The 25,297-nt window shown below is 73.1% G+C and carries 20 protein-coding genes; 16 read left to right on the top strand and 4 right to left on the bottom strand.

Annotated features, from left to right (window positions below; translation table 11 throughout):
- Window positions 1-32 precede the first annotated feature (32 nt).
- A complete protein-coding gene (locus V2J85_RS25600) occupies window positions 33-818 on the bottom strand; it encodes an amino acid ABC transporter ATP-binding protein (RefSeq protein ID WP_261955333.1) in 786 nt (261 codons plus the stop codon).
- 289 nt (window positions 819-1,107) lie between these two features.
- Here V2J85_RS25600 and V2J85_RS25595 point away from each other — a divergent pair, with 289 nt between their 5' ends.
- From V2J85_RS25595 to V2J85_RS25585, 3 genes are all read left to right on the top strand, one after another.
- Entirely contained in the window at window positions 1,108-1,839 is a 732-nt protein-coding gene (locus V2J85_RS25595; RefSeq protein ID WP_261955332.1) for a response regulator transcription factor, read from the top strand.
- Window positions 1,840-1,855: 16 nt separating this feature from the next.
- Window positions 1,856-3,271, top strand: coding sequence for a sensor histidine kinase (locus V2J85_RS25590; RefSeq protein WP_261955331.1), 1,416 nt, complete (start codon window positions 1,856-1,858; stop codon window positions 3,269-3,271).
- 205 nt (window positions 3,272-3,476) lie between these two features.
- On the top strand, window positions 3,477-3,680 hold the full coding sequence (locus tag V2J85_RS25585; RefSeq protein ID WP_030288153.1) for a cold-shock protein: 204 nt from the start codon (window positions 3,477-3,479) through the stop codon (window positions 3,678-3,680).
- 97 nt (window positions 3,681-3,777) lie between these two features.
- Here V2J85_RS25585 and V2J85_RS25580 read toward each other — a convergent pair whose 3' ends face one another.
- Window positions 3,778-4,773, bottom strand: coding sequence for a TAXI family TRAP transporter solute-binding subunit (locus V2J85_RS25580; RefSeq protein WP_330822836.1), 996 nt, complete (start codon window positions 4,771-4,773; stop codon window positions 3,778-3,780).
- Window positions 4,774-4,908: 135 nt separating this feature from the next.
- Between V2J85_RS25580 and V2J85_RS25575 the strand changes: the two genes are divergently transcribed.
- The 3 genes from V2J85_RS25575 (at window position 4,909) to V2J85_RS25565 (ending at window position 8,035) form a co-directional block, all read left to right on the top strand.
- The gene (locus V2J85_RS25575; protein WP_330822835.1) at window positions 4,909-5,661 is read left to right on the top strand and encodes an ankyrin repeat domain-containing protein; all 753 of its coding nucleotides are present in this window, start codon (window positions 4,909-4,911) and stop codon (window positions 5,659-5,661) included.
- 106 nt (window positions 5,662-5,767) lie between these two features.
- Window positions 5,768-7,285 carry a tRNA (N6-isopentenyl adenosine(37)-C2)-methylthiotransferase MiaB gene (gene miaB / locus V2J85_RS25570; protein WP_261955328.1) on the top strand — a complete coding sequence of 506 codons (1,518 nt, stop codon included), beginning with the start codon at window positions 5,768-5,770 and terminating at the stop codon, window positions 7,283-7,285.
- 39 nt (window positions 7,286-7,324) lie between these two features.
- The gene (locus V2J85_RS25565) at window positions 7,325-8,035 is read left to right on the top strand and encodes a class III extradiol dioxygenase subunit B-like domain-containing protein (RefSeq protein WP_261955327.1); all 711 of its coding nucleotides are present in this window, start codon (window positions 7,325-7,327) and stop codon (window positions 8,033-8,035) included.
- A 207-nt stretch (window positions 8,036-8,242) separates the two neighbouring features.
- On the opposite strand, the gene V2J85_RS25560 is transcribed toward V2J85_RS25565, so the two are convergent.
- Window positions 8,243-8,725 (bottom strand): hypothetical protein, encoded by a 483-nt coding sequence (locus V2J85_RS25560; protein ID WP_330822833.1) that lies wholly within the window; start codon window positions 8,723-8,725, stop codon window positions 8,243-8,245.
- Between the two features lie 188 nt (window positions 8,726-8,913).
- On the opposite strand from V2J85_RS25560, the gene miaA reads away from it, so the two are divergent.
- The 6 genes from miaA to hflX all read left to right on the top strand — a co-directional run bounded on the left by miaA (window position 8,914) and on the right by hflX (window position 17,627).
- Window positions 8,914-9,852, top strand: a complete 939-nt coding sequence (gene miaA / locus V2J85_RS25555) for a tRNA (adenosine(37)-N6)-dimethylallyltransferase MiaA (protein WP_261957404.1) — start codon at window positions 8,914-8,916, stop codon at window positions 9,850-9,852.
- Window positions 9,853-9,960: 108 nt separating this feature from the next.
- Complete coding sequence (locus V2J85_RS25550; RefSeq protein WP_261955325.1) at window positions 9,961-10,584, top strand: hypothetical protein; 624 nt, start codon at window positions 9,961-9,963, stop codon at window positions 10,582-10,584.
- A gap of 330 nt (window positions 10,585-10,914) precedes the next feature.
- Window positions 10,915-11,790 (top strand): diaminopimelate epimerase, encoded by an 876-nt coding sequence (dapF, locus tag V2J85_RS25545; protein WP_261955324.1) that lies wholly within the window; start codon window positions 10,915-10,917, stop codon window positions 11,788-11,790.
- 209 nt (window positions 11,791-11,999) lie between these two features.
- A complete protein-coding gene (locus tag V2J85_RS25540; protein WP_330822831.1) occupies window positions 12,000-14,201 on the top strand; it encodes a RelA/SpoT family protein in 2,202 nt (733 codons plus the stop codon).
- A gap of 152 nt (window positions 14,202-14,353) precedes the next feature.
- Window positions 14,354-15,991 (top strand): M1 family metallopeptidase, encoded by a 1,638-nt coding sequence (locus V2J85_RS25535; RefSeq protein WP_261955322.1) that lies wholly within the window; start codon window positions 14,354-14,356, stop codon window positions 15,989-15,991.
- Window positions 15,992-16,139: 148 nt separating this feature from the next.
- The gene (gene hflX, locus V2J85_RS25530) at window positions 16,140-17,627 is read left to right on the top strand and encodes a GTPase HflX (protein WP_261955321.1); all 1,488 of its coding nucleotides are present in this window, start codon (window positions 16,140-16,142) and stop codon (window positions 17,625-17,627) included.
- A 117-nt stretch (window positions 17,628-17,744) separates the two neighbouring features.
- Here hflX and V2J85_RS25525 read toward each other — a convergent pair whose 3' ends face one another.
- Window positions 17,745-18,932: a trypsin-like serine peptidase gene (locus V2J85_RS25525; RefSeq protein ID WP_330822829.1), complete on the bottom strand. Its 1,188-nt coding sequence runs from the start codon at window positions 18,930-18,932 to the stop codon at window positions 17,745-17,747.
- Between the two features lie 277 nt (window positions 18,933-19,209).
- Here V2J85_RS25525 and V2J85_RS25520 point away from each other — a divergent pair, with 277 nt between their 5' ends.
- The 4 genes from V2J85_RS25520 to V2J85_RS25505 all read left to right on the top strand — a co-directional run bounded on the left by V2J85_RS25520 (window position 19,210) and on the right by V2J85_RS25505 (window position 25,292).
- Complete coding sequence (locus V2J85_RS25520) at window positions 19,210-20,589, top strand: diaminobutyrate--2-oxoglutarate transaminase family protein (protein ID WP_330822861.1); 1,380 nt, start codon at window positions 19,210-19,212, stop codon at window positions 20,587-20,589.
- 11 nt (window positions 20,590-20,600) lie between these two features.
- The gene (locus V2J85_RS25515; RefSeq protein ID WP_330822827.1) at window positions 20,601-22,625 is read left to right on the top strand and encodes an IucA/IucC family protein; all 2,025 of its coding nucleotides are present in this window, start codon (window positions 20,601-20,603) and stop codon (window positions 22,623-22,625) included.
- A 105-nt stretch (window positions 22,626-22,730) separates the two neighbouring features.
- Window positions 22,731-23,420 (top strand): GNAT family N-acetyltransferase, encoded by a 690-nt coding sequence (locus tag V2J85_RS25510; RefSeq protein WP_261955318.1) that lies wholly within the window; start codon window positions 22,731-22,733, stop codon window positions 23,418-23,420.
- 105 nt (window positions 23,421-23,525) lie between these two features.
- Window positions 23,526-25,292 (top strand): IucA/IucC family protein, encoded by a 1,767-nt coding sequence (locus tag V2J85_RS25505; protein WP_261955317.1) that lies wholly within the window; start codon window positions 23,526-23,528, stop codon window positions 25,290-25,292.
- Window positions 25,293-25,297 lie beyond the last annotated feature (5 nt).

Below are 25,297 nucleotides of genomic sequence, written 5' to 3'. Positions count from 1 at the left end.
GTGTTGGCAATAATGGTGGCCCAACTGCGGCCTCAGTGGTGGAGGATCTTCGACAGGAAGTCCTTGGCGCGGTCGCTGCGCGGGTTGTTGAAGAACTGGTTCGGCTCGGCCTCTTCGATGATGCGGCCGTCCGCCATGAAGACCACTCGGTTCGCCGCGGAGCGCGCGAAGCCCATCTCATGGGTGACCACGACCATCGTCATGCCGTCCCGGGCGAGCTGCTGCATCACGTCCAGCACCTCGTTGATCATCTCCGGGTCCAGCGCGGAGGTCGGCTCGTCGAACAGCATCACCTTCGGGTCCATGGCCAGCGCCCGGGCGATCGCCACCCGTTGCTGCTGCCCGCCGGAGAGCTGTGCGGGGTACTTGTCCGCCTGGGTGCCGACACCGACCCGGTCCAGCAGGGCGCGGGCCTTCTGCTCGGCGGCCGCCTTGTCCGTTTTGCGGACCTTGGTCTGGCCCAGCATCACGTTCTCCAGCACCGTCTTGTGTGCGAAGAGGTTGAACGACTGGAAGACCATGCCGACGTCCGCGCGGAGCCGGGCCAGTTCGCGCCCCTCCTGCGGCAGCGGCTTGCCGTCGATGGTGATGCTGCCGGAGTCGATGGTCTCCAGGCGGTTGATCGTGCGGCAGAGCGTCGACTTGCCGGAGCCCGAGGGCCCGATCACGACGACGACCTCGCCCCGGTTGATCGTCAGGTCGATGTCCTGGAGCACGTGCAGCGCGCCGAAGTGCTTGTTCACGTTGTCCAGCACGACCAGCTGGTCACCCGCCGGCGTGGAACCCTCGGCGTTCTTGGTCACCGATACTTCACTCATCGGCGTACAGCTCCGTCCTCCTCGGTTGGGGAGGACCCTAGTGACGGCTCGCGACCAGCGTCATTACATCTGAGGGGAACTTGAGCATAACGATCCGGTCGCAGCGGGACACTCACGGTGAAGGGGTGGGGGAGGGGGCGGCCGGCCGGGTTCCGTCGTGGCGCGGTGCCACCGGCGTACCGGCTGGGTAACGGATGGCGGCCGGGAGGTGGCCTGCTCTTGACGCGCGCACCCGCCATCGCCGTAGATGCCCTGTGGCCTGTCCGCACGCACCCGGGAAGGAGGCCCGATGAGACTGCTGCTGGTCGAGGACGACGACCACGTCGCCGCGGCGCTGGCCGCCGTGCTCGCCAAGCACGGCCTGTCCGTCGTCCACGCGCGCAGCGGTGAGGAGGCGCTCAAGGCCCTGCTGCCCGATGCCGCCGAGCCGTTCGCGGTGGTGCTGCTCGACCTCGGGCTGCCCGACCAGGACGGCTTCGAGGTGTGCGGCCGGATCCGCAAGATCAGCGCGACCCCGGTCATCATGGTCACCGCGCGCTCCGACGTGCGCTCGCGCATACACGGCCTCAACCTGGGCGCGGACGACTACGTGGTCAAGCCGTACGACACCGGTGAGCTGCTGGCCCGTATCCACGCGGTGAGCCGGCGGAACGCGGTGCCGCCGGCCGGCGGTACGGAGCAGCCGGCCGAGGAGGGCGTGCCCGAGGCGCCGCTGCGGCTCGGCGCGGTCACCGTCGAACTCCCCACCCGCCAGGTGTCCGTGGACGGCACCGCGGTGCCGCTGACCCGCAAGGAGTTCGACCTGCTGGCGCTGCTCGCCCAGCGGCCCGGGGTGGTCTTCCGCCGGGAGCAGATCATCAGCGAGGTGTGGCGGACGAGTTGGGAGGGCACCGGCCGGACCCTGGAGGTGCACATCGCCTCGCTCCGCGCCAAACTGCGCATGCCCGCCCTGATCGAGACCGTCCGCGGCGTCGGCTACCGCCTGGTCGTGCCGGCCTCCCCGGCCTCCCAGGCTCCCTGAAGGCCGCCGCGGGCCCGTGCGCACCCGACTCCTTCCGCTCCTCATCGTCCTGATGGCCGGTGTGCTGCTCGCGCTCGGCATCCCGCTCGGCGTCATCACCGCCGGCGTGGAGCAGCAGAAGGTGGTCGTCGACCGGATCGACGACGCCGCCCGGTTCGCCTCGCTCGCCCAGTTCGTCACCGCCCGCCCCGATGCCGACGCCGGGCACAAGACGCCCGAGGAGGACGAGCGGCGCGCCACCCTCCGCACGGAGCTGGCCCGCTACTACGGCCTGTACGGGATCCGGGCCGGCGTCTTCTACCGCGACCGCTCGCCGATGGCCGCCGCCCCGCAGGACATGCCGGTGCCCCGCGACGGGGAGGGCGCCCGGGCCTTCAGCGAGGCACTGGCCGGCCGCCGCAGCCACGACCCGCACCAGATCTGGCCGTGGGACGACGACGGCCGCGTCCCGGTCGCCTCTCCGGTGATCCGCGACGGCGACGTGGTCGCGGTGGTCATGACCGATTCGCCCACCGGGCAGATGCGCGCCCGGATCCTGCACGGCTGGCTGCTGATCGCGGCCGGCGAGTGCGCGGCGATGCTCGTCGCGGTCGGCGCGGCCTTCCGGCTCACCGGCTGGGTGCTGCGGCCCGTACGGGTCCTGGACGCGGCCAGCCACGACATCGCCACCGGCCGGATGAAGTCCCGGGTCGCCGGCACCGCCGGACCGCCCGAACTGCGCCGGCTGGCCCGCTCCTTCAACGAGATGGCCGACCACGTCGAGGAGGTGCTGGAACAGCAGCGCGCCTTCGTCGCGGACGCCTCCCACCAGCTGCGCAACCCGCTGTCCGCGCTGCTGCTGCGGATCGAGCTGCTGGCCCTCGAACTCCCCGAGGGCAACGAGGAGATCGCCTCGGTGCGCACCGAGGGCAAGCGGCTGGCCCGGGTCCTGGACGATCTGCTCGACCTCGCCCTCGCCGAGCACACCGCCGCCGACCTGCAGCTCACCGACGTGGCCGCGCTGGCCGCCGAGCGCGTCGACTCCTGGCGCCCGATGGCCGACGACAAGGGCGTCCGGCTGACCTACGAGGGCCAGCCCGCGGTCACCGGCTGGGCCGATCCGGTCGCCCTCTCCAGCGCCCTGGACGCCGTCGTCGACAACGCCCTGAAGTTCACCCCGGCCGGCCGGCCCGTGACCGTACGCGTGGCACCGGACGGCGAGCGGGTGCGGATCACCGTGGCCGACCGCGGCCCGGGGCTGACCGAGGACGAACTGGCGCGGGTCGGTGACCGCTTCTGGCGCAGCAGCCGCCACCAGAACGTCTCGGGTTCCGGGCTCGGCCTGTCGATCACCCGCGCCCTGCTCACCGCCGGCGGCGCCACCATCGCCTACGCCCCGCACCCGCCGCACGGCCTGGAGGTCACCGTGACCCTGCCGCGCACCGCGCCCTGAACAGGCGGGTTGGTCCGCGCCGTGTGCTACCGTCGAAGGACGTTGCAGTTGTGGTACCCATGAACGTTGTGTGCGCCCGGAGGCTGGTAGCCCCGGGCGTTCCTGTTTTCCGGAGTTTCCGGGCCGTTTCCGGTGTGGGGCGATGATCGCGGCGAAGGGGACCGCACGGTGCGGTTCCCGGTTTGCCCCATGAATGGAGAAAAACATGGCTTCCGGCACCGTCAAGTGGTTCAACTCGGAAAAGGGCTTCGGCTTCATCGAGCAGGACGGCGGCGGCCCCGACGTCTTCGCCCACTACTCGAACATCCAGGCTCAGGGCTTCCGTGAGCTCCTGGAGGGCCAGAAGGTCTCGTTCGACGTGACCCAGGGCCCGAAGGGCCCCCAGGCGGAGAACATCATCCCCGCCTGACGCCCCGCGCGTCCGCCCTGGCCTGCGACGGCACCGTCCGTCGCAGGCCAGGGCGCTTTTTTGGGCCGGGATGCTCTTCGGGGGTGCCGGGGGTCACTCAGGGCTTCACGGACACGTAGTAGCGCCGGGCGCCCTCGTGCAGCTGCAGCGGATCGGTGAACACCGCCGTCCGCAGGTCCACCTTCTGCGCGGCATGCACCTGACGCCCGATCCAGTCCCGGCTGTCGATCACCGTCCGGGTGATGCCCTGGGTCAGCGCCGCGTCCTCCCGGTCCGTCGTGACCAGCAGGTTCGCCACCGCGATCGTCTTCACCGCCTGCCCGTCCTGGGCCCGCGGATAGGCGTCGGCGGGCATCACCGCCGCCCGGTAGTAGCGGGTGCGCTCGCCCTGCCGGTGCAGGCCCTCGGTGAGGTCGCCGAGCTGCACCAGCCGTACGGGGAACCGCTCCGCGAGCCGCTGGACCGCCGTCGTCGGCAGCCCGCCCGACCAGAAGAAGGCGTCCAGCTTCCCCTGCTCCAGCAGCTTCGGCATCCGGTCGATGCCCACGCGCACGGGCTTGATGTCCTGGTCGAAGTCGAGTCCGGCCGCCTCCAGCAGCCGCCGGGTGATCAGCTGCACGCCCGAGTCGTCGCTCCCGACACCCACCCGCAGGTGCCGCAGATCCTTGGTCGAGCGCACCGCCGACCGCTTGGGCACCACCAGCTGCATGTAGTCGTCGTACAGCCGCGCACAGGCCCGCAGCCGGTCCGCGCCCGGCTCGCCCCGGAACTGGTAGGTGGCGACCGCGTCAGCCGTGGCGATGCTGAACTCCGCCCGCCCGGACACCAGTTGGCGCAGATTGTCGATCGACCCCTCGCTGCGGATCAGCCGCAGCCGTAGGTCCGGCATGTCGTGCGCCAGGTCCTGCTGCAGCAGCTCCCCGTAGCGCGCGTACACCCCCGTCGGCACGCCCGTCGCCATCGTCACCTGGCCGCTCGGCGCGGGCGCGCTCCCCATGGACAGCAGCCACCACAGCGCCAGCCCGAGCACGACCAGCGCCGCGACGCCTGCCTGGAACGCCCGGTGGCCCGGGCGGGGGAGTGCGGTGACCATGGGCGGGATCCTGCCAGGTGCGCGGCTTCGGCGGGAGGGGGGCCGGGGCCTGGGGTCGACCACGCTCCGCTCGGCCGTGATCCTTTGACGGCGGGCCGCCGGTGGGCGCGCGGGACGCGGAACGGGGGACGGGACGTGGACGACGAGGCACTCATCGCGGCCGTACGGAGCGGGGACGTGGCGGCGGCGGACGCGCTGCTCGACGCCGGGGCCGATCCGGACACCGTCGACGGGGCCGGCACGCCGGCGCTCTGCCTGGCGGTGGACGCCTTCGACCTGCCGGTGGTGGAGCTGCTGAGCGGGGCGGCGCGGTTGGACCGGGTGGCCCCCGACGGCCGCACCGCCCTGTTGCGGGCGGTCGACCGCGGGGCGTACGAGATCACGGAAGCGCTCGTCCGCCGCGGCGCACAGCTCTGGCACAAGGACGGCGCGGGGCGCGACGCCCTGGCGCTGGCCCGGTACTGGCACGAGACGGGAGCCGTGGACGAGTTGCGGCGCAGGCACGGGACGACCGGGAGGAGTGGGCCGGCGGAGCCGGTCCGGCGCAGGACCGTCCGGGGCGCGTTCGGGACGACCTGTGAGGAGCTGTCGCTGGGCGAGTTGAGGGTCCGCACCGGGCACACCGCGATCCTCACCGTGCTGGAGCCCCGCTTCGGGGTCCGGCCCGCCTTCGAGGAGTTGCTGGCCCGCGCCCTGGCCGAACCGGACGTCGACCACGAGGTGTGGTGGGCGACGACGTCCGCGGCCCAGCAGCGGCACGATCCGGCCGTCCGGGAGGCGGCGGCCGCCCTACGGGACCGGCCGGATGCGTCGGAGCGGTACTTCGGGGCGGAGGTACTGCGGCTGATCGAGCTCTTCGGGGGGAGCGATTCCCAGGGAGGAGAGTGATGTCGAGGGGGGTGACGAGGCCTCGCCCGCCGGTCAGGGGCGGGCGCGGACGGGCCTCCGGGCCCGCGGGGAGAAGGCTTCTCCGGCGGGCCCTTACCCTTGAGGAATGACCAGCAGCACCGACCGCAGCCACGTCGTGGGCGTGCCGAAGACCTATGAGATCCGCACCTACGGGTGCCAGATGAACGTCCACGACTCCGAGCGGCTGTCCGGGCTGCTGGAGGAGGCCGGGTACGTCCGTGCGCCCAAGGGGGGCGAGGAGGCCGACGTCGTCGTCTTCAACACCTGCGCGGTGCGGGAGAACGCCGACAACCGCCTCTACGGCAACCTCGGCCAGCTCGCCCCCAAGAAGGCGGCGCACCCCGGCATGCAGATCGCCGTGGGCGGCTGCCTCGCGCAGAAGGACCGCGACACCATCGTCAAGAAGGCCCCCTGGGTCGACGTGGTCTTCGGGACGCACAACATCGGCAAGCTGCCGGTCCTGCTGGAGCGGGCCCGCGTCCAGGAAGAGGCGCAGGTCGAGATCGCCGAGGCGCTGGAGGCGTTCCCCTCCACGCTGCCGACCCGCCGCGAGAGCGCGTACGCGGCCTGGGTGTCGATCTCCGTCGGCTGCAACAACACCTGCACCTTCTGTATCGTCCCGGCGCTGCGCGGCAAGGAGAAGGACCGCCGGCCCGGCGACATCCTCGCCGAGGTCGAGGCGCTGGTCGCCGAGGGCGTCAGCGAGATCACCCTGCTCGGGCAGAACGTCAACGCCTACGGTTCCGACATCGGCGACCGCGAGGCCTTCAGCAAGCTGCTGCGCGCCTGCGGGAACATCGAGGGCCTGGAGCGGGTGCGCTTCACCTCCCCGCACCCGCGCGACTTCACCGACGACGTGATCGCCGCCATGGCCGAGACGCCCAACGTGATGCCGCAGCTGCACATGCCGCTGCAGTCCGGCTCCGACCAGGTCCTCAAGGCCATGCGCCGCTCGTACCGCCAGGAGCGGTTCCTCGGCATCATCGAGAAGGTGCGCGCCGCCATGCCGGACGCCGCGATCTCGACGGACATCATCGTCGGCTTCCCGGGCGAGACCGACGAGGACTTCGAGCAGACCCTGCACACGGTCCGCGAGTCCCGCTTCGCCCAGGCGTTCACGTTCCAGTACTCCAAGCGCCCCGGCACCCCCGCGGCCGAGATGGACGGCCAGATCCCCAAGGCCGTCGTCCAGGAGCGCTACGAGCGGCTGGTCGCCCTCCAGGAGGAGATCTCCTGGGAGGAGAACAAGAAGCAGGTCGGCCGCACCCTGGACGTCATGGTCGCCGAGGGTGAGGGCCGCAAGGACGACGCGACCCACCGCCTCTCCGGCCGGGCGCCGGACAACCGCCTGGTGCACTTCACCCGGCCCGAGGAGCCGGTCCGCCCCGGCGACGTGGTGACCGTCGAGGTGACCTACGCCGCTCCGCACCACCTCCTCGCGGAGGGCCCGGCCAAGGCGGTCCGCCGCACCCGCGCCGGCGACGCCTGGGAGAAGCGCACCGCCGCCCCGGCCGAGAAGCCCAAGGGCGTCCTGCTGGGCCTGCCCACCATCGGTGCCCCGGCCCCGAGCCCGGCACCCACCGCGGGCTGCGGCTGCGACTGACCGCGAGGACGGCGGGCCGGGGGCGTTACGCTGCGTGGCATGCTCGTAGCCGCCGCCATCTGCCCCTGCCCGCCGCTGCTCGTCCCGGAGGTCGCCGCCGGGGCCGCGCCCGAGCTGGAACCGCTGCGCGCCGCCTGCCTCGACGCGATCGGCCTGCTCGCCGCGGCCCGCCCGGACCGGCTGGTCGTCGTCGGCCCCGCCGACGAGGTCACCCGCGGCCCGCACCCCGAGGGTGCCGTCGGATCGTTCCGCGGCTTCGGGGTGCCGATCGACGTGACGCTGGGCGCCGCGGAGGCCGCCGCCGAGCGGCCGCTCCCGCCGTCCCTCTCCATCGGCGCCTGGCTGCTCTCCCGCGCGGACTGGGCCGACGCCCCCGTGGAGGGCCTGGGCCTGGACCCGGCGCTGCCCGCTGAACGGGCCCTGGCGGCCGGCCGGGAGATCGCCACCCGCGCGCCCCGGGTCGCCCTGCTGGTGATGGGCGACGGCAGCGCCTGCCGGACGGTCAAGGCGCCCGGCTACCTCGACGACCGGGCCGAGCCCTTCGACGCCGCCGTGGCCCGCGCGCTGGGCGCCGCCGACGTCGCCGCGCTGAGCGCGCTGGACGCCCAGCTCGCCGCCGCCCTCCAGGCCTCCGGACGGGCCGGCTGGCAGCTCCTGGCGGGTGCCGCCGAGGGCGCGGGGCTGGGCGGCCGGCTGCTGCGCGAGGAGGCCCCGTACGGCGTGGGGTACTTCGTCGCCACCTGGTCGTAGCCACTACGGCGGGTAGGCCACTGCGGCGGTGAGCCACTACGGCGGGTCGGTCGTCACCGGCAGCCCGGTGGCGCGCCGACCCTCCTGGGGGTTGGTCCGGCGACCTCCGCTCCGTGGTGGACACGACACGACGGCCGCGAGGTGGTGAGCCACCTCGCGGCCGTCGTGCGCCGCCCGTCTTTCCGACGCGCGTGAATTACTCCTGCGTCACTTCCGTGCGCCCTCGCCCGACTCGCTGTCCGCCGCGGCCCGGACCGACTGCTGCCGGGGAATCCCGGCGCTCTCCGCGGTCTGCTCCGCCGCACCGTGCGCTTCCCCGTCGGCGGCCTGCTCGGCGGCCGGTCCGGGTGCCGTCTCAGCGGCCTGTTCGGCGGCCGCCTCGGCGGTCTCCGCACTCTGTCCGTCACCCGTCCCGTCACCGGACACCTCCGGGGCCGCCGCTTCCGCCGCGTCGTCCGCCACGCCTTCGGCCACCGCGTCCGCCGCGGACCCGTCGCCGGCCGCGGCCTCCTCGGCCCCCGCGGACTCCTCGGCCTTCTCGGCCTCCCCGGCCCCCAGGGCTTCGTCGGCGCCCTCGGCCTCCGCCGAAGCGGCCGACTTCGCCGGCTCCTCCGCCTCGGCCGTCACCGACGTTGCGGCGCTCTCCTCCGTCAACGCTTCGGACTTACGGCGGCGAAACCGCGAAAACACGCCCATAACTGCTCCTACGCTCTTCATGTGGGCGAAATCCCCTGCCGCCCGGAGCGGACCGTTGCGCCGCCCACGGGCGCCGGTGCTGCACCGGCTCTCTCGGGACCTCGCAACAGGCAACGACCTCATCGGTGGCCCGTCACGTCGCTCGTTCGAGATGGGCCCGCGATGTTTGGGAGACTGACGTGGTGAACACCGCCGTCCCCGCTCCGCGGGTCATCGCCGTCGTCGGCCCCACCGCGGCCGGAAAGTCCGATCTGGGCGTCGCGCTCGCCCGACACCTGGGTGGCGAGGTCATCAACGCCGACTCCATGCAGCTCTACCGCGGCATGGACATCGGGACCGCCAAGCTCACGCCCGAGGAGCAGCAGGGCGTACCGCACCGCCTCCTGGACGTCTGGGAGGTCACCCGCGCCGCCAACGTCGCCGAGTACCAGCGGCTGGCCCGCGCCGAGATCGACCGGCTGCTCGCCGAGGGCCGCCCCCCGGTCCTCGTCGGCGGCTCCGGCCTGTACGTACGCGGCGCCATCGACGCCCTGGAGTTCCCCGGCACCGACCCTGCGGTGCGCGCCCGTCTGGAGGCCGAACTGGCCGAACTGGGCAGCGGCGCCCTGCACGCCCGGCTGGCCACCGCCGACCCGGAGGCCGCCCGCGCCATCCTGCCCGGGAACGGCCGCCGCATCGTGCGCGCCCTGGAGGTCATCGAGATCACCGGCCGCCCCTTCACCGCCAACCTCCCCGGTCACGAGGCGGTCTACGACACCGTGCAGATCGGGGTCGACGTCGCGCGCCCCGAACTCGACGAGCGGATCGCCCGGCGGGTCGACCGGATGTGGGAGGCGGGCCTCGTCGACGAGGTGCGCCGCCTGGAGGCCGAAGGGCTGCGGGAGGGCCTGACCGCCTCCCGGGCGCTCGGCTACCAGCAGGTGCTCGCGCAGCTGGCGGGGGAGTGCACGGAAGCGCAGGCGCGTGATGAGACGGTGCGCGCCACCAAGCGCTTCGCGCGCCGTCAGGACTCGTGGTTCCGCCGGGACCCGCGCGTCCACTGGCTCAGCGGTGCGGCCGAGCACCGGGCGGAACTCCCTGAGCAGGCTCTGGCCTTGCTCGAACGACCGGTCACAGCCTGATCACGTCATGGCATCGGGACGCTCCGGCCGTCATCAGGGCCCCTGAGGGCGTGTCATCATCGACCTTCGATCGAGGCGTGCATGCGGCAGTGGGGAGGGCGCGTGGCAATGGAGGCCGGCCCTCGCAACCGAGCCCAGCAGCCGGACAACGGCGCTGACACGGACACCGACACGGCACCGCTGACCGCCGACGGCCCGCACGGCGACCTGTCCCACGACGGCTTCGCCGAGGACGGTCCGTCCGACGGCGACGCCCTCGGCCGCGACCCGCTCGCCCCGTCCGATCCCCTGGGGACCTCCGTACCTCTGGGCCACCCCGACGCCCTGGACGCCACCGGGGCGCTGGACGACTCCGACGGACCGGACGCCGCCGGCGGGTCCGGTGAGGGCGGAGAGTCGTTCCGTGAGCTGCGTCCGCCGCGCCGGCTGCGGCTGTGGCAGCTCGCACCGATCGTCGGGCTGGCGGCCCTCGGCTCGCTGATGTTCGCCTTCCCGCTGGCCTTCGAGTTCGGCGGCGACGGCGGCGCGGTGATCGCGATGCTCGGCCTGCTGCTGTGCTGCTGCGCGGCCGGCTGGGGCATGATGGCCGCCCGCCGCGTCGGCCACACCTGGCCAGGACTCCCCGCCCGCGGCTCCGGCCGCCGCGCCAGCTGGCGGGTGGTCCTGCTGTACGCCCTGGTGGTGGCCGTCCCCGCGGCCCTGGCCATCTGGCGCGTGGCCCGACTGCGCTGACGCGCTCCTGTCCGGGCGACGGTGAGCCCGCCTCTCTCCGGGCTGCGCGGCGTCCTGTCCCGGCTGCACGGCGTCCCTCTGCCGGCTGCGCGGAATGGCGCGCTCCTCTTTCCTCATGACGTGCTCCTCTTTCCCCTGCCACTTTTTTCCCCGCCGCCCACCCCCCTTCGGGGGGTGGGCGGGTCAGGAGCACCCCCCGAGCGCGCACACCCTCCGAGCACACCCTTCCGAGCACACCGCTCCGAGCACACCCCTCCGAGCACACCGCTCCGAGCGGCCCCCAACCCCGCCCCGCCCACCCCTGTCACCCCCGCCCCGTACGATGCAAGGGTGACCAGTACGCAGCGGGTGCCGTTCCTCAAGGGACACGGCACCGAGAACGACTTCGTGATCGTCCCCGACCCGGACGGCCTGCTCGACCTGCCCGCGGCCGCGGTCGCCCGGATCTGCGACCGGCGGGCCGGCCTGGGCGGTGACGGCGTGCTGCGCGCCGTACGGGCCGCCGCGCACCCGGAGGCGCGCGATCAGGCCGACGAGGCCGAGTGGTTCATGGACTACCGCAACGGCGACGGCTCGATCGCCGAGATGTGCGGCAACGGCGTCCGGGTCTTCGCGCGCTACCTCCTCCACGCCGGCCTGGCCGAGGCCGGCGACCTCGCCATCGCCACCCGCGCCGGCGTGCGCCGCGTCCACGTCGCCAAGACCGGCGACGTCACGGTTTCCATGGGCCGCGCCGAGCTGCCCGAGGAAGGCGTCGTGGTCACGCTCGGCGGCCGCAGCTGGCCGGCCCGCAACGTCAACATGGGCAATCCGCACGCGGTCGCGTTCGTCGAGGACCTGGCCCACGCCGGCGACCTGCTGGCCGTACCGCCGTTCAGCCCCGCCGCGGTTTATCCCGACGGCGTCAACATCGAGTTCGTGGTCGACCGCGGGCCCCGGCACGTGGCGATGCGGGTTTACGAGCGCGGCTCGGGCGAGACCCGGTCCTGCGGCACCGGCGCCTGCGCGGTGGCCGTCGCGGCCGTCCGGAGGGACGGTCTGGACCCGGCGACGACCGGAACCCCTGTCACGTACACGGTCGATGTGCTCGGCGGCAGCCTGAAGATCACCGAGCTGCCGGACGGCACGGTCGAGATGACCGGACCGGCCGAGATCGTCGCCGAGGGCACCTTCGACCCCTCCTGGCTGGCCGCCGCGCTCGCCTGACCGGCCCACGGCAGGGAGGCCGGGCGGGGACACTCCCCGCCCGCCCTGCAGAAACGGTTCAGGCCAAAAGATTCGCTCGAACGGGTGATCCGTATCACTCTGAGCGAGAGGTGGACAGCGCTGCGTGATGGGCTCGATAGCATCAAGCACCGGCCCGGGATGCCGGAACTGGCGCGTCCCACCGCCGGTCGACGCTGCCGGAGGTGCCCATGAGCGCAGAGGCCACGAACCCTGGTAACCCTGGAGCAGCGGGCCGCAGGCGCGGCCGCCGCCGACTGGAGCTCAGAGGGCTGCGCCGCATCGGCCGCGCCGCACTCGGCGCGGCCCCCCGCGACGGCCTCCCGCACGCCCTGGAACACGTCGCCAAGGTGCACCGCCGCCACCACCCCGACGCCGACCTGGACACCCTCGCCCGGGCCTATCTGCTCGCCGAGTCCTCGCACCGCGGGCAGCTGCGCAAAAGCGGCGAGCCGTACATCACCCACCCGTTGGCCGTGACCCTGATCCTCGCCGAACTGGGCGCGGAGACCACGACGTTGACCGCCTCGCTGCTCCACGACACCGTCGAGGACACCGATCTGACGCTGGATCAGGTTCGCGAACGGTTCGGCGCGGAGGTCTGCTACCTGGTCGACGGCGTCACCAAGTTGGAGAAGGTCGACTACGGCGCCGCCGCCGAGCCGGAGACCTTCCGCAAGATGCTGGTGGCGACCGGCAACGACGTCCGGGTGATGTCCATCAAGCTTGCCGACCGGCTGCACAACATGCGCACCCTCGGCGTGATGCGGCCCGAGAAACAGGCCCGGATCGCCAAGGTGACCCGCGACGTGCTGATCCCGCTGGCCGAACGCCTCGGCGTCCAGGCGCTGAAGGCCGAGCTGGAGGACCTGGTCTTCGCGATCCTGCATCCGGAGGAGTACGCCACCACGCAGGCCCTCGTCCTGGAGTACGCCGGCCGGCCCGACCCGCTCGCCGACATCGCGGAGCGGATGCGCACGGTCCTGGCCGAGGCCGGCATCGACGCCGAAGTCCTCGTCCGGCCACGGCACTTGGTCTCCGTGCACCGCGTACGGCTGGCCCGCCGCGAGCTGACCGGCGCCGACCTGGGGCGGCTGCTGGTGCTGGTGGCCGAGGACGCCGACTGCTACGCCGTCCTCGGCGAACTGCACACCTGCTTCACGCCGGTCGTCTCCGAGTTCAAGGACTTCATCGCGACGCCGAAGTTCAACCTCTACCAGTCGCTGCACACCGCCGTCACCGTCCCGTCCGGGGAGATCGGCGAGACCCTGATCCGCACCCACCAGATGCACCGGGTCGCCGAGGCCGGCGTGATCGCGCTGGGCAACCCGTACGCCCCCACGGACGGGCCCGACGCCCCCGAGGGCGAGCGGGCCGACCCGACCCGCCCCGGGTGGCTCTCCCGCCTGCTGGAGTGGCAGCGCACCACCCCCGACCCGGACACCTTCTGGACCTCGCTGCACGACGATCTCGCCCAGGACCGGGAGATCACGGTCTTCTGCGCGGACGCGCCCTCGGACGGGTCGGACGCCACGGACGGGGCGGCCGGCGAGGCCATCGGCCTGCCCGCCGGCGCCAGTTGTGTGGACGCGGCGTACGAGCGGCACGGCGAGCGGGCGCACTGTTGTATCGGCGCGCGCGTCAACGGCCGGCTCGCCACCCTCGCCACCGTCCTGCACGACGGCGACAGTCTGCAGCTCCTGATGGCCCCGGACTCCGCCGCCGGCCCCTCGCCGGAATGGCTCGACCACGCCCGTACGCCCGCCGCGCGGCTCGCCATCGCCCGCTGGCTGTCCGGCCCCCAGGCTCCCGCCATCGGCCCACAGGGGCCCGCCGAGACCCCTTCCGGGCCCTCGTCCGCCGGCCGGCCCGCCCCCGGCGACGAGCACCCCGCAGGGGCCCGCGCCACGCCCGGCTCGGTCCTCGCGGTCGCGGACCTGCCCGGCGCCGCGGTCCGGCTGGCCGGCTGCTGCACACCGGTGCCGCCGGACACCGTCACCGGCTTCGCCGTACGGGGCGGCGCGGTCACCGTGCACCGCGCCCTGTGCCCCGTCGTGGCCCGGATGGCGGCCACCGGACGGCAGCCGGTCGGGGTGCGCTGGCGGGGCGCGGGACAGGGCGCCCACGGCTGCCGGGTCACCCTCATGGCAGAGGCCTTCAGCCGGCCGCACCTCCTCGCCGACCTCACCGAGGCGATCGCCGCCCAGGGCGCCGCCGTGGTGTCCGCCGCCGTCGAACCCCCGCACGAACAGCGCGTGCGCCACACGTACACGCTCCACCTGCCGAACGCCGCCGGGCTGCCGTCCCTGATGCGCGCCATGCGGCAAGTGCCCGGCGTCTTCGACGTGTTGCGGGCCGGACGGGTCCGGCAGACCGCGGCGATGCGCCCCTGAGGGCGGACCGGCCACGGATGGTGACGGCCCGTCGGACGGCTGTGGGCCGTCCGGAGGACGCCCTGCGGGACAGGCGCACGGGGCACCGCCCGTTCGGGTGCCGTTTGACGGCTCGCCCACGGCGGAGGCGGCCGCGTTGGTAGCCGTAGTTCATGTCCCTTCGCTCACGCCGACCGTCCCGCGACCCCGACCGCACCGTCCCCGCGCCGCGCCGTGCCCGAACCGGCCGGCTCCGGCGCTCCGGCCGCCGGGCCGCCGCACTCGGGCTGGCCGCCGTCGCCACCCTCGGCGTGGCCGAGCCGCAGCCCCTCGGGGCGCAGGGTCTGGGCGACCGGCTCTTCCCCATGCTCGGCAACACCGGCTACGACGTCACGTCCTACGACGTCTCCCTGGACTACTCCGGCCACAACGACCGGCCGATGAACGCCACCACGGAGATCACCGCGCACGCCACCACCGAGCTCGACCAGCTCAACCTCGACTTCGCCCGCGGCACGGTGCGCTCCGTGAAGGTCGGCGGCCTGCCCGCCCGGTACGAGCAGCACGGCGAGGACCTGGTGGTCATCCCGTCGTCCCACATCTCCCGGGGACAGCAGGTCAAGATCTCCGTCCAGCACACCAGCGACCCCCGGGGCAAGACCAACGGCGGCTGGCTCCGCACCACCGACGGGCTGGCGATGGCCAACCAGGCGGACGCCGCCCACCGCGTCTTCCCCTGCAACGACCACCCCTCCGACAAGGCGTTCTTCACCTTCCGCATCAGCGCGCCCCAGGAGCTGACCGCGGTCGCCAACGGCCTGCCCCTGGGGGCGTCCGGCACCCGCGCGGCACGCCGTACCTGGACCTACCGCACCGCCCACCCCATGGCCACCGAACTCGCGCAGGTCTCCATCGGGAAGTCCAGCGTGCTGTTCAAACACGGACCGCACGACCTGCCTATCCGCGACGTGGTCCCGACCGCGAACCGCGCGGTGCTCAACAAATGGCTGGCCAAGACGCCGGCGCAGGTCGCCTGGATGGAGCGCAAGGTCGGCCCCTACCCCTTCGAGGCGTACGGGGTGCTGATCGCCAACGCCCACACCGGATTCGAGCTGGAGACCCAGACCCTCTCGCTCTTCGAGAAGGACCTGTTCACGGCCGAGCACCTGCCCGCCTGGTACGTGGAGTCCGTGATGGTGCACGAACTGTCACACCAGTGGTTCGGTGACAGCGTCAGCCCGCGCCGCTGGTCCGACGTCTGGCTCAACGAGGCGCACGCGACCTGGTACGAGGCGCTCTACGCCCAGGAGAAGGGCGACAGCCGGGCCAGCCTGGAGACCCGGATGCACCGGGCGTACGAGCAGTCCGACGGGTGGCGGGCCGAGGGCGGGCCGCCCGCCGCGCCCAAGGCCCCCAGCCCCGGCCAGAAGATCAGCATCTTCCGCCCCATCGTCTACGACGGCGGCGCCCTCGTCCTCTACGCCCTGCGGCAGAAGATGGGCCCGGCGGCCTTCGACCGGCTCGAACGCGAATGGGTGGCCCACCACAAGGACGGCGTGGCCGACTCCGCCGACTTCACCGCGCTGGCCTCCAAGATTTCCGGGCAGAACCTCACCGGCTTCTTCCAGGAGTGGCTCTACGGCGCCCACACCCCGCCGATGCCCGGCCACCCGCAGTGGCGGCCCGGCGCGGCCGGCGATCTCGGCAAGCCGGTGCAGCCGGGGCAGCCCGCGAAAGGCGGACAGCCCGGCAAAACCGGAGCTCCGGTGAAGCCCGCCGGAAAACCCGCCGCGCCCGGAAAACCCGCGTGACGGCCCTCCCGGGCCGTGCGACCATCATCGGGTCGGCGCCGGCAGCCCGGGAATCTCCGGGGCGTGTCGTACGTTGACACCTACGACAGTCCCGGTGGGGCCGGCCAACCGGTCCCCGTGAGGGCTTCCCAACGACACAAAGGATCAAATGACCTCCTCTTCTTCCCTTCCGCAGGACCGGCAGCGCCTCGCCGAGAGCCTTCGGGCCGACGCACTGATGGAAGAGGACGTCGCCTGGAGCCACGAGATCGACGGGGAGCGCGACGGCGACCAGTACGACCGCTCGGACCGTGCGGCCCTGCGCCGTGTGGCGGGCCTCTCCACCGAGCTCGAGGACATCACCGAGGTCGAGTACCGCCAGCTCCGTCTGGAGCGCGTGGTGCTCGTCGGTGTGTGGACCTCCGGGACGGTGCAGGACGCGGAGAACTCCCTCGCCGAGCTCGCGGCGCTGGCCGAGACGGCCGGCGCGATGGTGCTCGACGGCGTCATCCAGCGCCGCGACAAGCCGGACCCGGCCACGTACATCGGCTCGGGCAAGGCCCTGGAGCTGCGCGACATCGTGCTCGAATCCGGGGCCGACACCGTGGTGTGTGACGGTGAGCTCTCCCCGGGCCAGCTGATCCACCTCGAGGACGTCGTCAAGGTCAAGGTGGTCGACCGGACCGCCCTGATCCTCGACATCTTCGCCCAGCACGCCAAGTCCCGGGAGGGCAAGGCGCAGGTCTCGCTGGCGCAGATGCAGTACATGCTCCCCAGGCTCCGCGGCTGGGGCCAGTCGCTGTCCCGGCAGATGGGTGGCGGTGGCTCCGGTTCGGCGGGCGGCGGTATGGCCACCCGTGGTCCCGGTGAGACCAAGATCGAGACGGACCGGCGGCGGATCCGCGAGCGGATGGCGAAGCTGCGCCGGGAGATCGCGGAGATGAAGACCGGCCGGGACATCAAGCGCCAGGAACGCCGGCGCCACAAGGTCCCCTCGGTCGCCATCGCCGGCTACACCAACGCCGGCAAGTCCTCGCTGCTCAACCGCCTCACGGGCGCCGGCGTGCTGGTGGAGAACGCCCTGTTCGCCACCCTGGACCCGACCGTCCGGCGGGCCGAGACGCCCAGCGGACGCCTCTACACCCTCGCCGACACCGTCGGCTTCGTCCGGCATCTGCCGCACCACCTCGTCGAGGCGTTCCGCTCCACGATGGAGGAGGTCGGCGACTCCGACCTGATCCTCCACGTGGTCGACGGCTCGCACCCGGTGCCGGAGGAGCAGCTGGCCGCCGTCCGCGAGGTGATCCGGGACGTCGGTGCCACGGACGTGCCCGAGATCGTGGTCGTCAACAAGGCCGACGCGGCCGACCCGCTGGTCCTCCAGCGGCTGCTGCGCCAGGAGAAGCACGCGATCGCGGTCTCGGCCCGTACGGGCCAGGGCCTCGCGGAGCTGCTGGCCCTGCTCGACGAGGAGCTGCCCCGGCCGCGGGTCGAGATCGAGGTGCTGGTGCCCTACACCCAGGGCGCCCTGGTCTCGCGGGCGCACGCCGAGGGCGAGGTCCTCTCCGAGGAGCACACCGCCGAGGGCACGGTCCTCAAGGCGCGGGTGCACGAGGAACTGGCCGCCGAGTTCCGCCCGTTCGTACCGGCGGCGTAAGGGCCGGCACGCACGGCCCGTAGATACGCGGAAGGCCCGCTCCGGGAGACCGGAGCGGGCCTTCGCCGTGGTGGCGGCCCGGTGGGACGGTGCCGGGCACCGTCCCACCTCAGCGGATCACTGCTTGCTCGCCCACTTCTTGCTCATGTTGTCGAACATGGCCTTGGCCTCCGGGCCCAGGTGCGGGCCGGCCGACCAGCGGGCCGGGCGCGGACCCATCGACATGTTGGACACCAGCACCGGCTTGCCGTCGGCACCCTTGATGAACCAGGGGCCACCGGAGGAGCCACCGGTCATGGTGCAGCCGATGCGGTACATGGTCGGCTTGTTGGCGTCCATCGACAGCCGGGTCGGCTTGTCGGTGCAGCTCTGCTGCGCGGCACCGTCGAACGGCGGCTCGGCCGGGTAGCCCTGCGCGGTCAGGCTGGGGATCTTGGCCATCGCCGGGGCGTTGAAGTCGACCTGGTACGCGCCGCCGGCCATCTCCTCCAGCGACTTGCCGCCGGTGCTCTCCTCCGGCTTCACGTGCATCAGCGCGAAGTCGTACGGGGCCATCGGCACGCCCGGAACGGCGCCGCCGTCCTTGATCCACTCGCTGGACGTCGCCATGTCGTCGGCCCACCACTTGCCCGACGGGACGCGCTCCTCGAAGGGCTTGTTCTTCAACTGGCCGGCGGTCCCACCGGTCTTGTTGAAGTTCGGCACGAACATCATGTTGCGGTACCAGCCGCCGTTCTTGCCGGCGTGCACACAGTGCGCCGCGGTCCACACCAGGTTGGACTTACCGGGGTGCGCCGGGTCCTTGACGACCGTGGCGGAACAGCGCGACTCGCCCTCGGGGGTGCTGAACAGCAGCAGACCCACACCGGGAGCGGTGGCGGTGTACGGGGTCTTGACGGCCTGAGCGGGGACGGCGGCCGGCTCAGGATCCGTCTTGCCCTGGTCCTCCGAGATGTCCTCGGGCTTGCTGGGGTCCTTGGGCGGCTTGACCTTCTCGATCTTGTCGGGGTTCCAGAAGTTCTTGATGATCGGGTTGATGAACTCCCCGGCCTCCCGGAGCCACTTGTCCCGGTCCCAGTTCTTCCACTCGCCGTTCTTCCACTTGTCCAGGTCGACGCCGTGTTCCTTGAGCTTGTCCTGGATGTCCTTGGGGATCTTGATCGCACCCCCACCCGTGGTGTCCGCCGCGGACTGACTGGGCTTGGCGTCCGCGTTGTCGCTGTCCGGCCCGCAGCCGGTGGCGGTGAGCGCCACTACAGCGGTGAGCGCGGCGGCGGCCAGGACGGGCCGTCGTATGGGTCGCATGGGTGGGATCCCCCTGATGAATCGAGTGGTGTGGCTTGAGCGGAGTTGCTCCGGTTCCGGAAGTTGTCATGAACCTCAAGATCCGGGCGCAAGACCCCACTATGCCGGTGACGATGGGGACGGCGGTACTCGGGTCCCCGGTTCCAGCCCGTCAAGGATCTTGCTCCGGGCCGTGATCCGGCGTCGCCGTCGTCGTTGGTACGTACGGGGGACGGCCGGGCTGCCCGCCGGCCCGCTCGGTATGCAGCAGCTCACCAAGCAGGAGGACACAACTGCCGTGGCGTTGACCGAAACCGTGCCGGCGGCCGCACCGCCGGCCCACGAGGGGATCCTGCGCCGACAGTCCCTGCGTGAGTCCGCAGCCCGTACGTACGCGCGCTCGCTGCCCATCGTCCCGGTGCGCGCCCGCGGGCTGACCATCGAGGGCGCCGACGGCCGGCGCTACCTCGACTGCCTCTCCGGCGCCGGCACCCTTGCCCTCGGCCACAACCACCCGGTCGTGCTGGAAGCGATCCGCACGGTCCTCGACTCCGGCGCCCCGCTGCACGTCCTCGACCTGGCCACCCCGGTCAAGGACGCCTTCACCACCGAGCTGTTCGCCACGCTGCCCAGGGAATTGGCCGAAAAGGGGAGGATCCAGTTCTGCGGTCCGGCCGGGACGGACGCCGTCGAGGCAGCCTTCAAACTCGTCCGCACCGCCACCGGCCGGGACGGCCTGATGGCCTTCTCCGGCGCCTACCACGGCATGACCGCCGAGGCGCTCGCCGCCTCCGGGGGCGCCCGGCACACCAGCGTGGCCCGGCTGCCCTACCCCTACGACTACCGCTGCCCCTTCGGCACCGGCGGGGAGCGCGGCGCCGAACTCGCCGCCCGCTGGACCCAGAACCTCCTCGACGACCACAAGAGCGGGGTGCCCCGCCCGGCCGGGATGATCCTGGAACCCGTCCAGGGCGAAGGCGGGGTGATCCCCGCGCCGGACGGCTGGCTGCGGCAAATGCGGGAGCTCACCGCGGCCCGGCAGATCCCGCTGATCGTGGACGAGGTCCAGACCGGCGTCGGCCGCACCGGCACCTTCTGGGCGATCGAGCACAGCGGCATCGTGCCCGACGTGCTCGTGCTGTCGAAGGCGATCGGCGGCAGCCTGCCGCTGGCCGTGATCGTCTACCGCGAGGAACTCGACGCCTGGCAGCCCGGCGCGCACGCCGGCACCTTCCGCGGCAATCAGCTCGCCATGGCCGCGGGCCGCGCCACCCTCGCCCACGTCCGCGCCAACGGCCTCGCCGAACGCGCCGGGGAACTCGGCGCCCGGATGCTCGACCGGCTCCGCGCCCTGGCCGGCACCCACGACTGCATCGGCGACGTCCGCGGCCGCGGACTGATGCTCGGCCTCGAACTCGTCGACCCCGACGGCGACCTCGAACCCGGCGGCGCCCGCCCCGCCGCCCCGCACCTCGCCGCCGCCGTCCAGCAGGCCTGCCTGGACCGCGGCCTGATCGTCGAGCTGGGCGGCCGGCACTCCGCCGTCGTACGGCTGCTGCCACCCCTGACCATCACCGACGAACAGGCGGACGCGATCCTCGACCGCCTCGCCGACGCCATCACGGCGGCGGTCCGCACCAACCCCGGGCCGACGGGCTCGTCCCCCACGACACTGTGAGGCACCACCCCATGAACGAACGCCCCGGCCCCGACGGCACCCCGCCCGCCGAGCACCACCCCGACCGGCAGCACGGCGCCGGCACGATCGAGTCCGTCCCCCGCCAGCAGCGGCGCGCCCCGGAGGACGCCTGCCACCAGCCGACCCACGAGGGCCCGGACCGGGCCGCCGGTCCGCTCACCGCGCCCGCCCCCTACGACCGCGTCCCCGGCGAGCGCGACCCGCTTGACCACCCGGATCCGGCGGTCGCCGCGGACGCCGCCGGCATCGAGCACCTGCTGCGCTGCTGGCTGCGGGAGAACGGCAGCCCGCGGCCGGCCGGCGGCCGGCTCCGCCTCCCGCTGCCGGCCAGCGCCACCGCCCTGCACATCCCCGTCCGCTACTGGTCGCCCACCGGCTGGCACCGCCTGGGCGCGCCCGGCCTCGAAGGCGCCCCGGCCGGTGCCGCCCCGCTGGACGCCGTCACGCTCGCCGCGCTGCTGCGCCGCGAGGCCGCGCACGGCGGCGACCGGCGGGCCTCGGACGGCGGCGAACACCGCGTCGCCGACGGCGGGGAACGGACGGCCCCGGAGAGCGAGCCGACACCGGACGGCGACGGCGCCGAACTCCTCGGCAGGGTCGCCAACTCCGTCCGGAACGTCGCCGCCTTCCTCGCCGACCGGCGCGCCCGGCCCGCCGACGACCACGCCGCGCTCTTCCTCGAAGCCGAGCAGTCCCTCCTCCTCGGCCATCCGCTGCACCCCACCCCCAAGAGCCGGGAAGGGCTCAGCGACGCCGAGACCCGGGCCTACTCGCCCGAACTGCGCGGCGCCTTCCCGCTGCACTGGATCGCCGTGCACCGCTCCGCCGTCGCCACCGACTCCGCCTGGACCGAACGCGGCAAGCCCGTCCCGGCGGAACGGCTCACCGCCCGCCTCGCTGGCGAGGGCCTGCAACTCCCCGACGAGACCGTGCCGTTGCCACTGCACCCCTGGCAGGCCCGGGAGCTGGCCGGGCGCCCGGACCTCACCGCCCTCCTCGATGCCGGACTGCTGCACGACCTGGGCCCGCACGGCCCGCTCTGGCACCCCACCTCCTCCGTCCGCACCGTCCACCGCCCCGACGCGGAGGCCATGCTCAAGCTCTCCCTCGGGCTGCGCATCACCAACTCCCGCCGGGAGAACCTCCGCAAGGAACTGGTCCGCGGCGTCGAGGTGCACCGGCTGCTGCGCACCGGACTCGGCGAGCAGTGGCAGACCGCCCACCCCTGCTTCGACATCGTCCGCGACCCGGCCTACCTCGCCGTCGACGGCCCCGACGGCGAACCCGTCCAGGGCCTGGACGTCGTCATCCGCCACAACCCCTTCACCCGCACCGACGACGCCGTCTGCATCGCCGGTCTCACCTCGCCCCGCCCCTGGCCCGGCCACGCGGGCGTCCGCTCCCGCCTCGAAGACCTCGTCGGGACCCTCGCCGCCCGCACCGGACGCCCCACCGGCGCCGTCGCCACGGAGTGGTTCCTGCGCTACCTCGAAGCGGTCGTCCGGCCCCTGCTGTGGCTCGACGGCACGGCCGGGATCGTCCTGGAGGCCCACCAGCAGAACACCCTCGTGCTGCTGGACCCCGACGGCTGGCCCACCGGTGGCCGCTACCGCGACAACCAGGGCTACTACTTCCGCGCCTCCCGCCGCGCCGACCTCGAACGGCGGCTGCCCGGCATCGGCGCCGTGAGCGACTCCTTCGTCGCCGACGACGTCGTCGACGAACGCTTCGCCTACTACCTGGGCATCAACAACGTCCTCGGCCTCATCGGGGCCTTCGGGTCCCAGCACCTGGCCCGCGAGGAGATCCTGCTCGCCGCCTTCCGGAGGTTCCTCGCCGACGCCGCCACGGCCCCCGAAGGACACCGCTCCCCGCTCCCCGAGCAGCTGCTGGCCGCCCGCACCCTGCGCTGCAAGGCCAACCTCGCGACCCGGCTGCACGGCCTGGACGAACTCGTCGGTCCCGTCGAAACCCAGTCCGTCTACGTCACCCTGCCCAACCCCCTCGTTCCGTAGGACACCGATCCGTCCGACCGCAGCCCCCCGCCCACCGTCCCCGGCGCCGACGCCCCGCGACCCACAAGGCCACGCGGCATCCGGCCACGAGAGGAGAGCGTCGCCGTGCCATCCACCGATTCCGGCATCGACTCCAGCGCCGACCAGGCCGTCCGCCACCCGCGCACGGCGGAACGCACCAGCCGGGGCACCGGCGGCCCCGGGCGGCCGCCGGTCCCCGCCGGCCCGCTCCTCGACGATCTGGCGGCCTGGGGAGCGGCCCGCACACCCGCCGGGCCGTTCCAACTCGTCCCCGTCCGGCCCGACCGCGACCTGGAGCGGATCACCGCCTGGATGAACGACCCGGCCGTCTCGGCCTTCTGGGAGCTGGCCGGGCCGCCGGAGACCACCGCCGCCCACCTGCGCGGCCAGCTCGACGGGGACGGCCGGAGCGTGCCCTGCCTGGGCGTGCTCGACGGCGTACCGATGAGCTACTGGGAGATCTACCGCGCCGATCTCGACCCGCTCGCCCAGCACTACCCGGCACGCCCCCACGACACCGGGATCCACCTCCTCCTCGGCCGCGCCCACGACCGCGGCCGCGGCCTGGGCAGCACCCTGCTGCGCGCCACCGCCGACCTCGTGCTCGACCGCCGCCCGGACTGCACGCGGGTCCTCGCCGAGCCCGACCTGCGCAACACCGCGTCCGTCGCGGCCTTCCTGACCGCGGGCTTCCGCTACGCCGACGAGATCGAACTCCCGGAAAAGCGCGCGGCGTTGATGGTCCGCGACCGCGCCCACCGCCACCTGCTCTGACCCCGGGGCCGTCCGTCGACGGCCCCGCACCGGTCCGCCGTCCACCCCGCCGCTCCGGTTGTCCCCCGTACGAGCCGGGGCGGTCCCGCTTCGAGGAGTCCCGCCTTGCCTCCTGAGCCCCAGCCTTCGCAGCACGCCTGGCAGCACGCCGCCCGCCGGCTCTTCGCCAAGATCCTGGCGGAATTCGCCTACGAGGAAGTCCTCGCCCCCGAGCCCGACGGCACCGGCCCGGACGGCGTCACCCGCTACCGCCTCCCGGTCTCCGACGGGCTCACCTACCGCTTCCGGGCCCGCCGCGGCGCCTACGGCCACTGGCGCGTCGACCCCGACTCGATCACCCCCGACACCGACCCCTTCCACTTCCTCAGGCACGCCCACGACACCGTCCTGGGCCTGTCCGGCGACACCACCGGCCACCTCATCCGGGAGCTGACCGCCACCCTGGCCGCCGACACCCGGCTCGACGCCACCGCCCTCAGCGCCGCCGACCTCGCCGACCTGGACTACGCCGCCCTCGAAGGCCACCAGACCGGTCACCCCTGGCTCGTCGCCAACAAGGGCCGGCTCGGCTTCTCGGCCACCGACGCGGCGACCTGGGCCCCCGAAGCGCGCACCGCCCAGCGCCTGCCCTGGCTCGCCGCGCACCACGGCATCGCCCACTACCGCGGTATCCCCACGCTGGCCACCCCCGATCGTCTCTACGGCGAGGAACTCACCCCCGCCACCCGTCATGCCTTCGCCCGCGCCATCACCGACGAGGGACGCGACCCCGCCGACTACCTCTTCCTCCCCGTACACCCCTGGCAGTGGGACGAGACCATCGCCCCGCTCTTCGCCCCGCAACTCGCGGACAGATCCATCATCGCGCTGCCCACTGACAACGACCTCCGGCTGCCGCAGCAGTCGATCCGCACCTTCCTCAACGTCAGCCGGCCCGGAGCCCGTACGGTCAAGCTGCCGCTGTCCATCCTCAACACCCTGGTCTGGCGCGGACTGCCCACCGAGCGCACCCTCGCCGCGCCCGCGGTCACCCGCTGGGTCCACGGCCTGCGCGACGCCGACCCCTATCTCCGCGACGAGACCCGGGTGATCCTGCTCGGCGAGATCGCCTCGGTCACCGTCGAACACCCCCTCTACGACCGGCTGCCCGGCGTCCCGTACCAGTTCAAGGAACTGCTCGGCTGCATCTGGCGGGAGCCGCTGCACGGCTGCCTCGACCCCGGCGAACGGGGCCGCACCCTGGCGGCCCTGCTGCAGACCGACCCGCAGGGCCACGCGCTGACCGCCGAGCTGGTGCACCGCTCCGGCCTGGCCCCCCGCGACTGGCTGGCCCGCCTCTTCGCCGCGCTGCTCCCCCCGCTGCTGCATTTCCTCTACCAGTACGGCACCGTCTTCTCCCCGCACGGAGAGAACGCCATCGTGGTCTTCGACGAAAACGACGTCCCCACCCGCCTCGCGGTCAAGGACTTCGTCGACGACGTCAACACCAGCTCCCAGCCGCTGCCGGAGCACGACTCCATGCCGGAGGACGTGCGCACGGTCCTGCTCACCGAACCGCCCGGGTTCCTCACCCAGTTCATCCACTCCGGCCTGTTCGTCGGCGTCTTCCGCTACCTCGCCCCGTTGTGCGCGGACCAACTCGGCGTTCCCGAGCAGGAGTTCTGGTCACTCGTACGGGCGGAGATCCTCCGCCACCACGAGCGCTTCCCGGGCCTGAAGGAGCGGTACGAGACGTTCGACCTGCTCACCCCGCGGATCGAGCGGCTGTGCCTGAACCGCAACCGTCTGCATGTGGACGGCTACCGCGACCGCCGCGAGCGCCCGCACGCCGCCGTGCACGGCACCGTTCCCAACCCCCTCCACCATCCGTGACCCGG

The organism is Streptomyces bugieae, assembly GCF_036352915.1.
Taxonomy (GTDB): Bacteria; Actinomycetota; Actinomycetes; order Streptomycetales; family Streptomycetaceae; genus Streptomyces; species Streptomyces endophytica.
The sequence above is the reverse complement of the archived record's forward strand: the minus strand, read 5'-3'. Positions and strand labels throughout refer to the sequence as shown.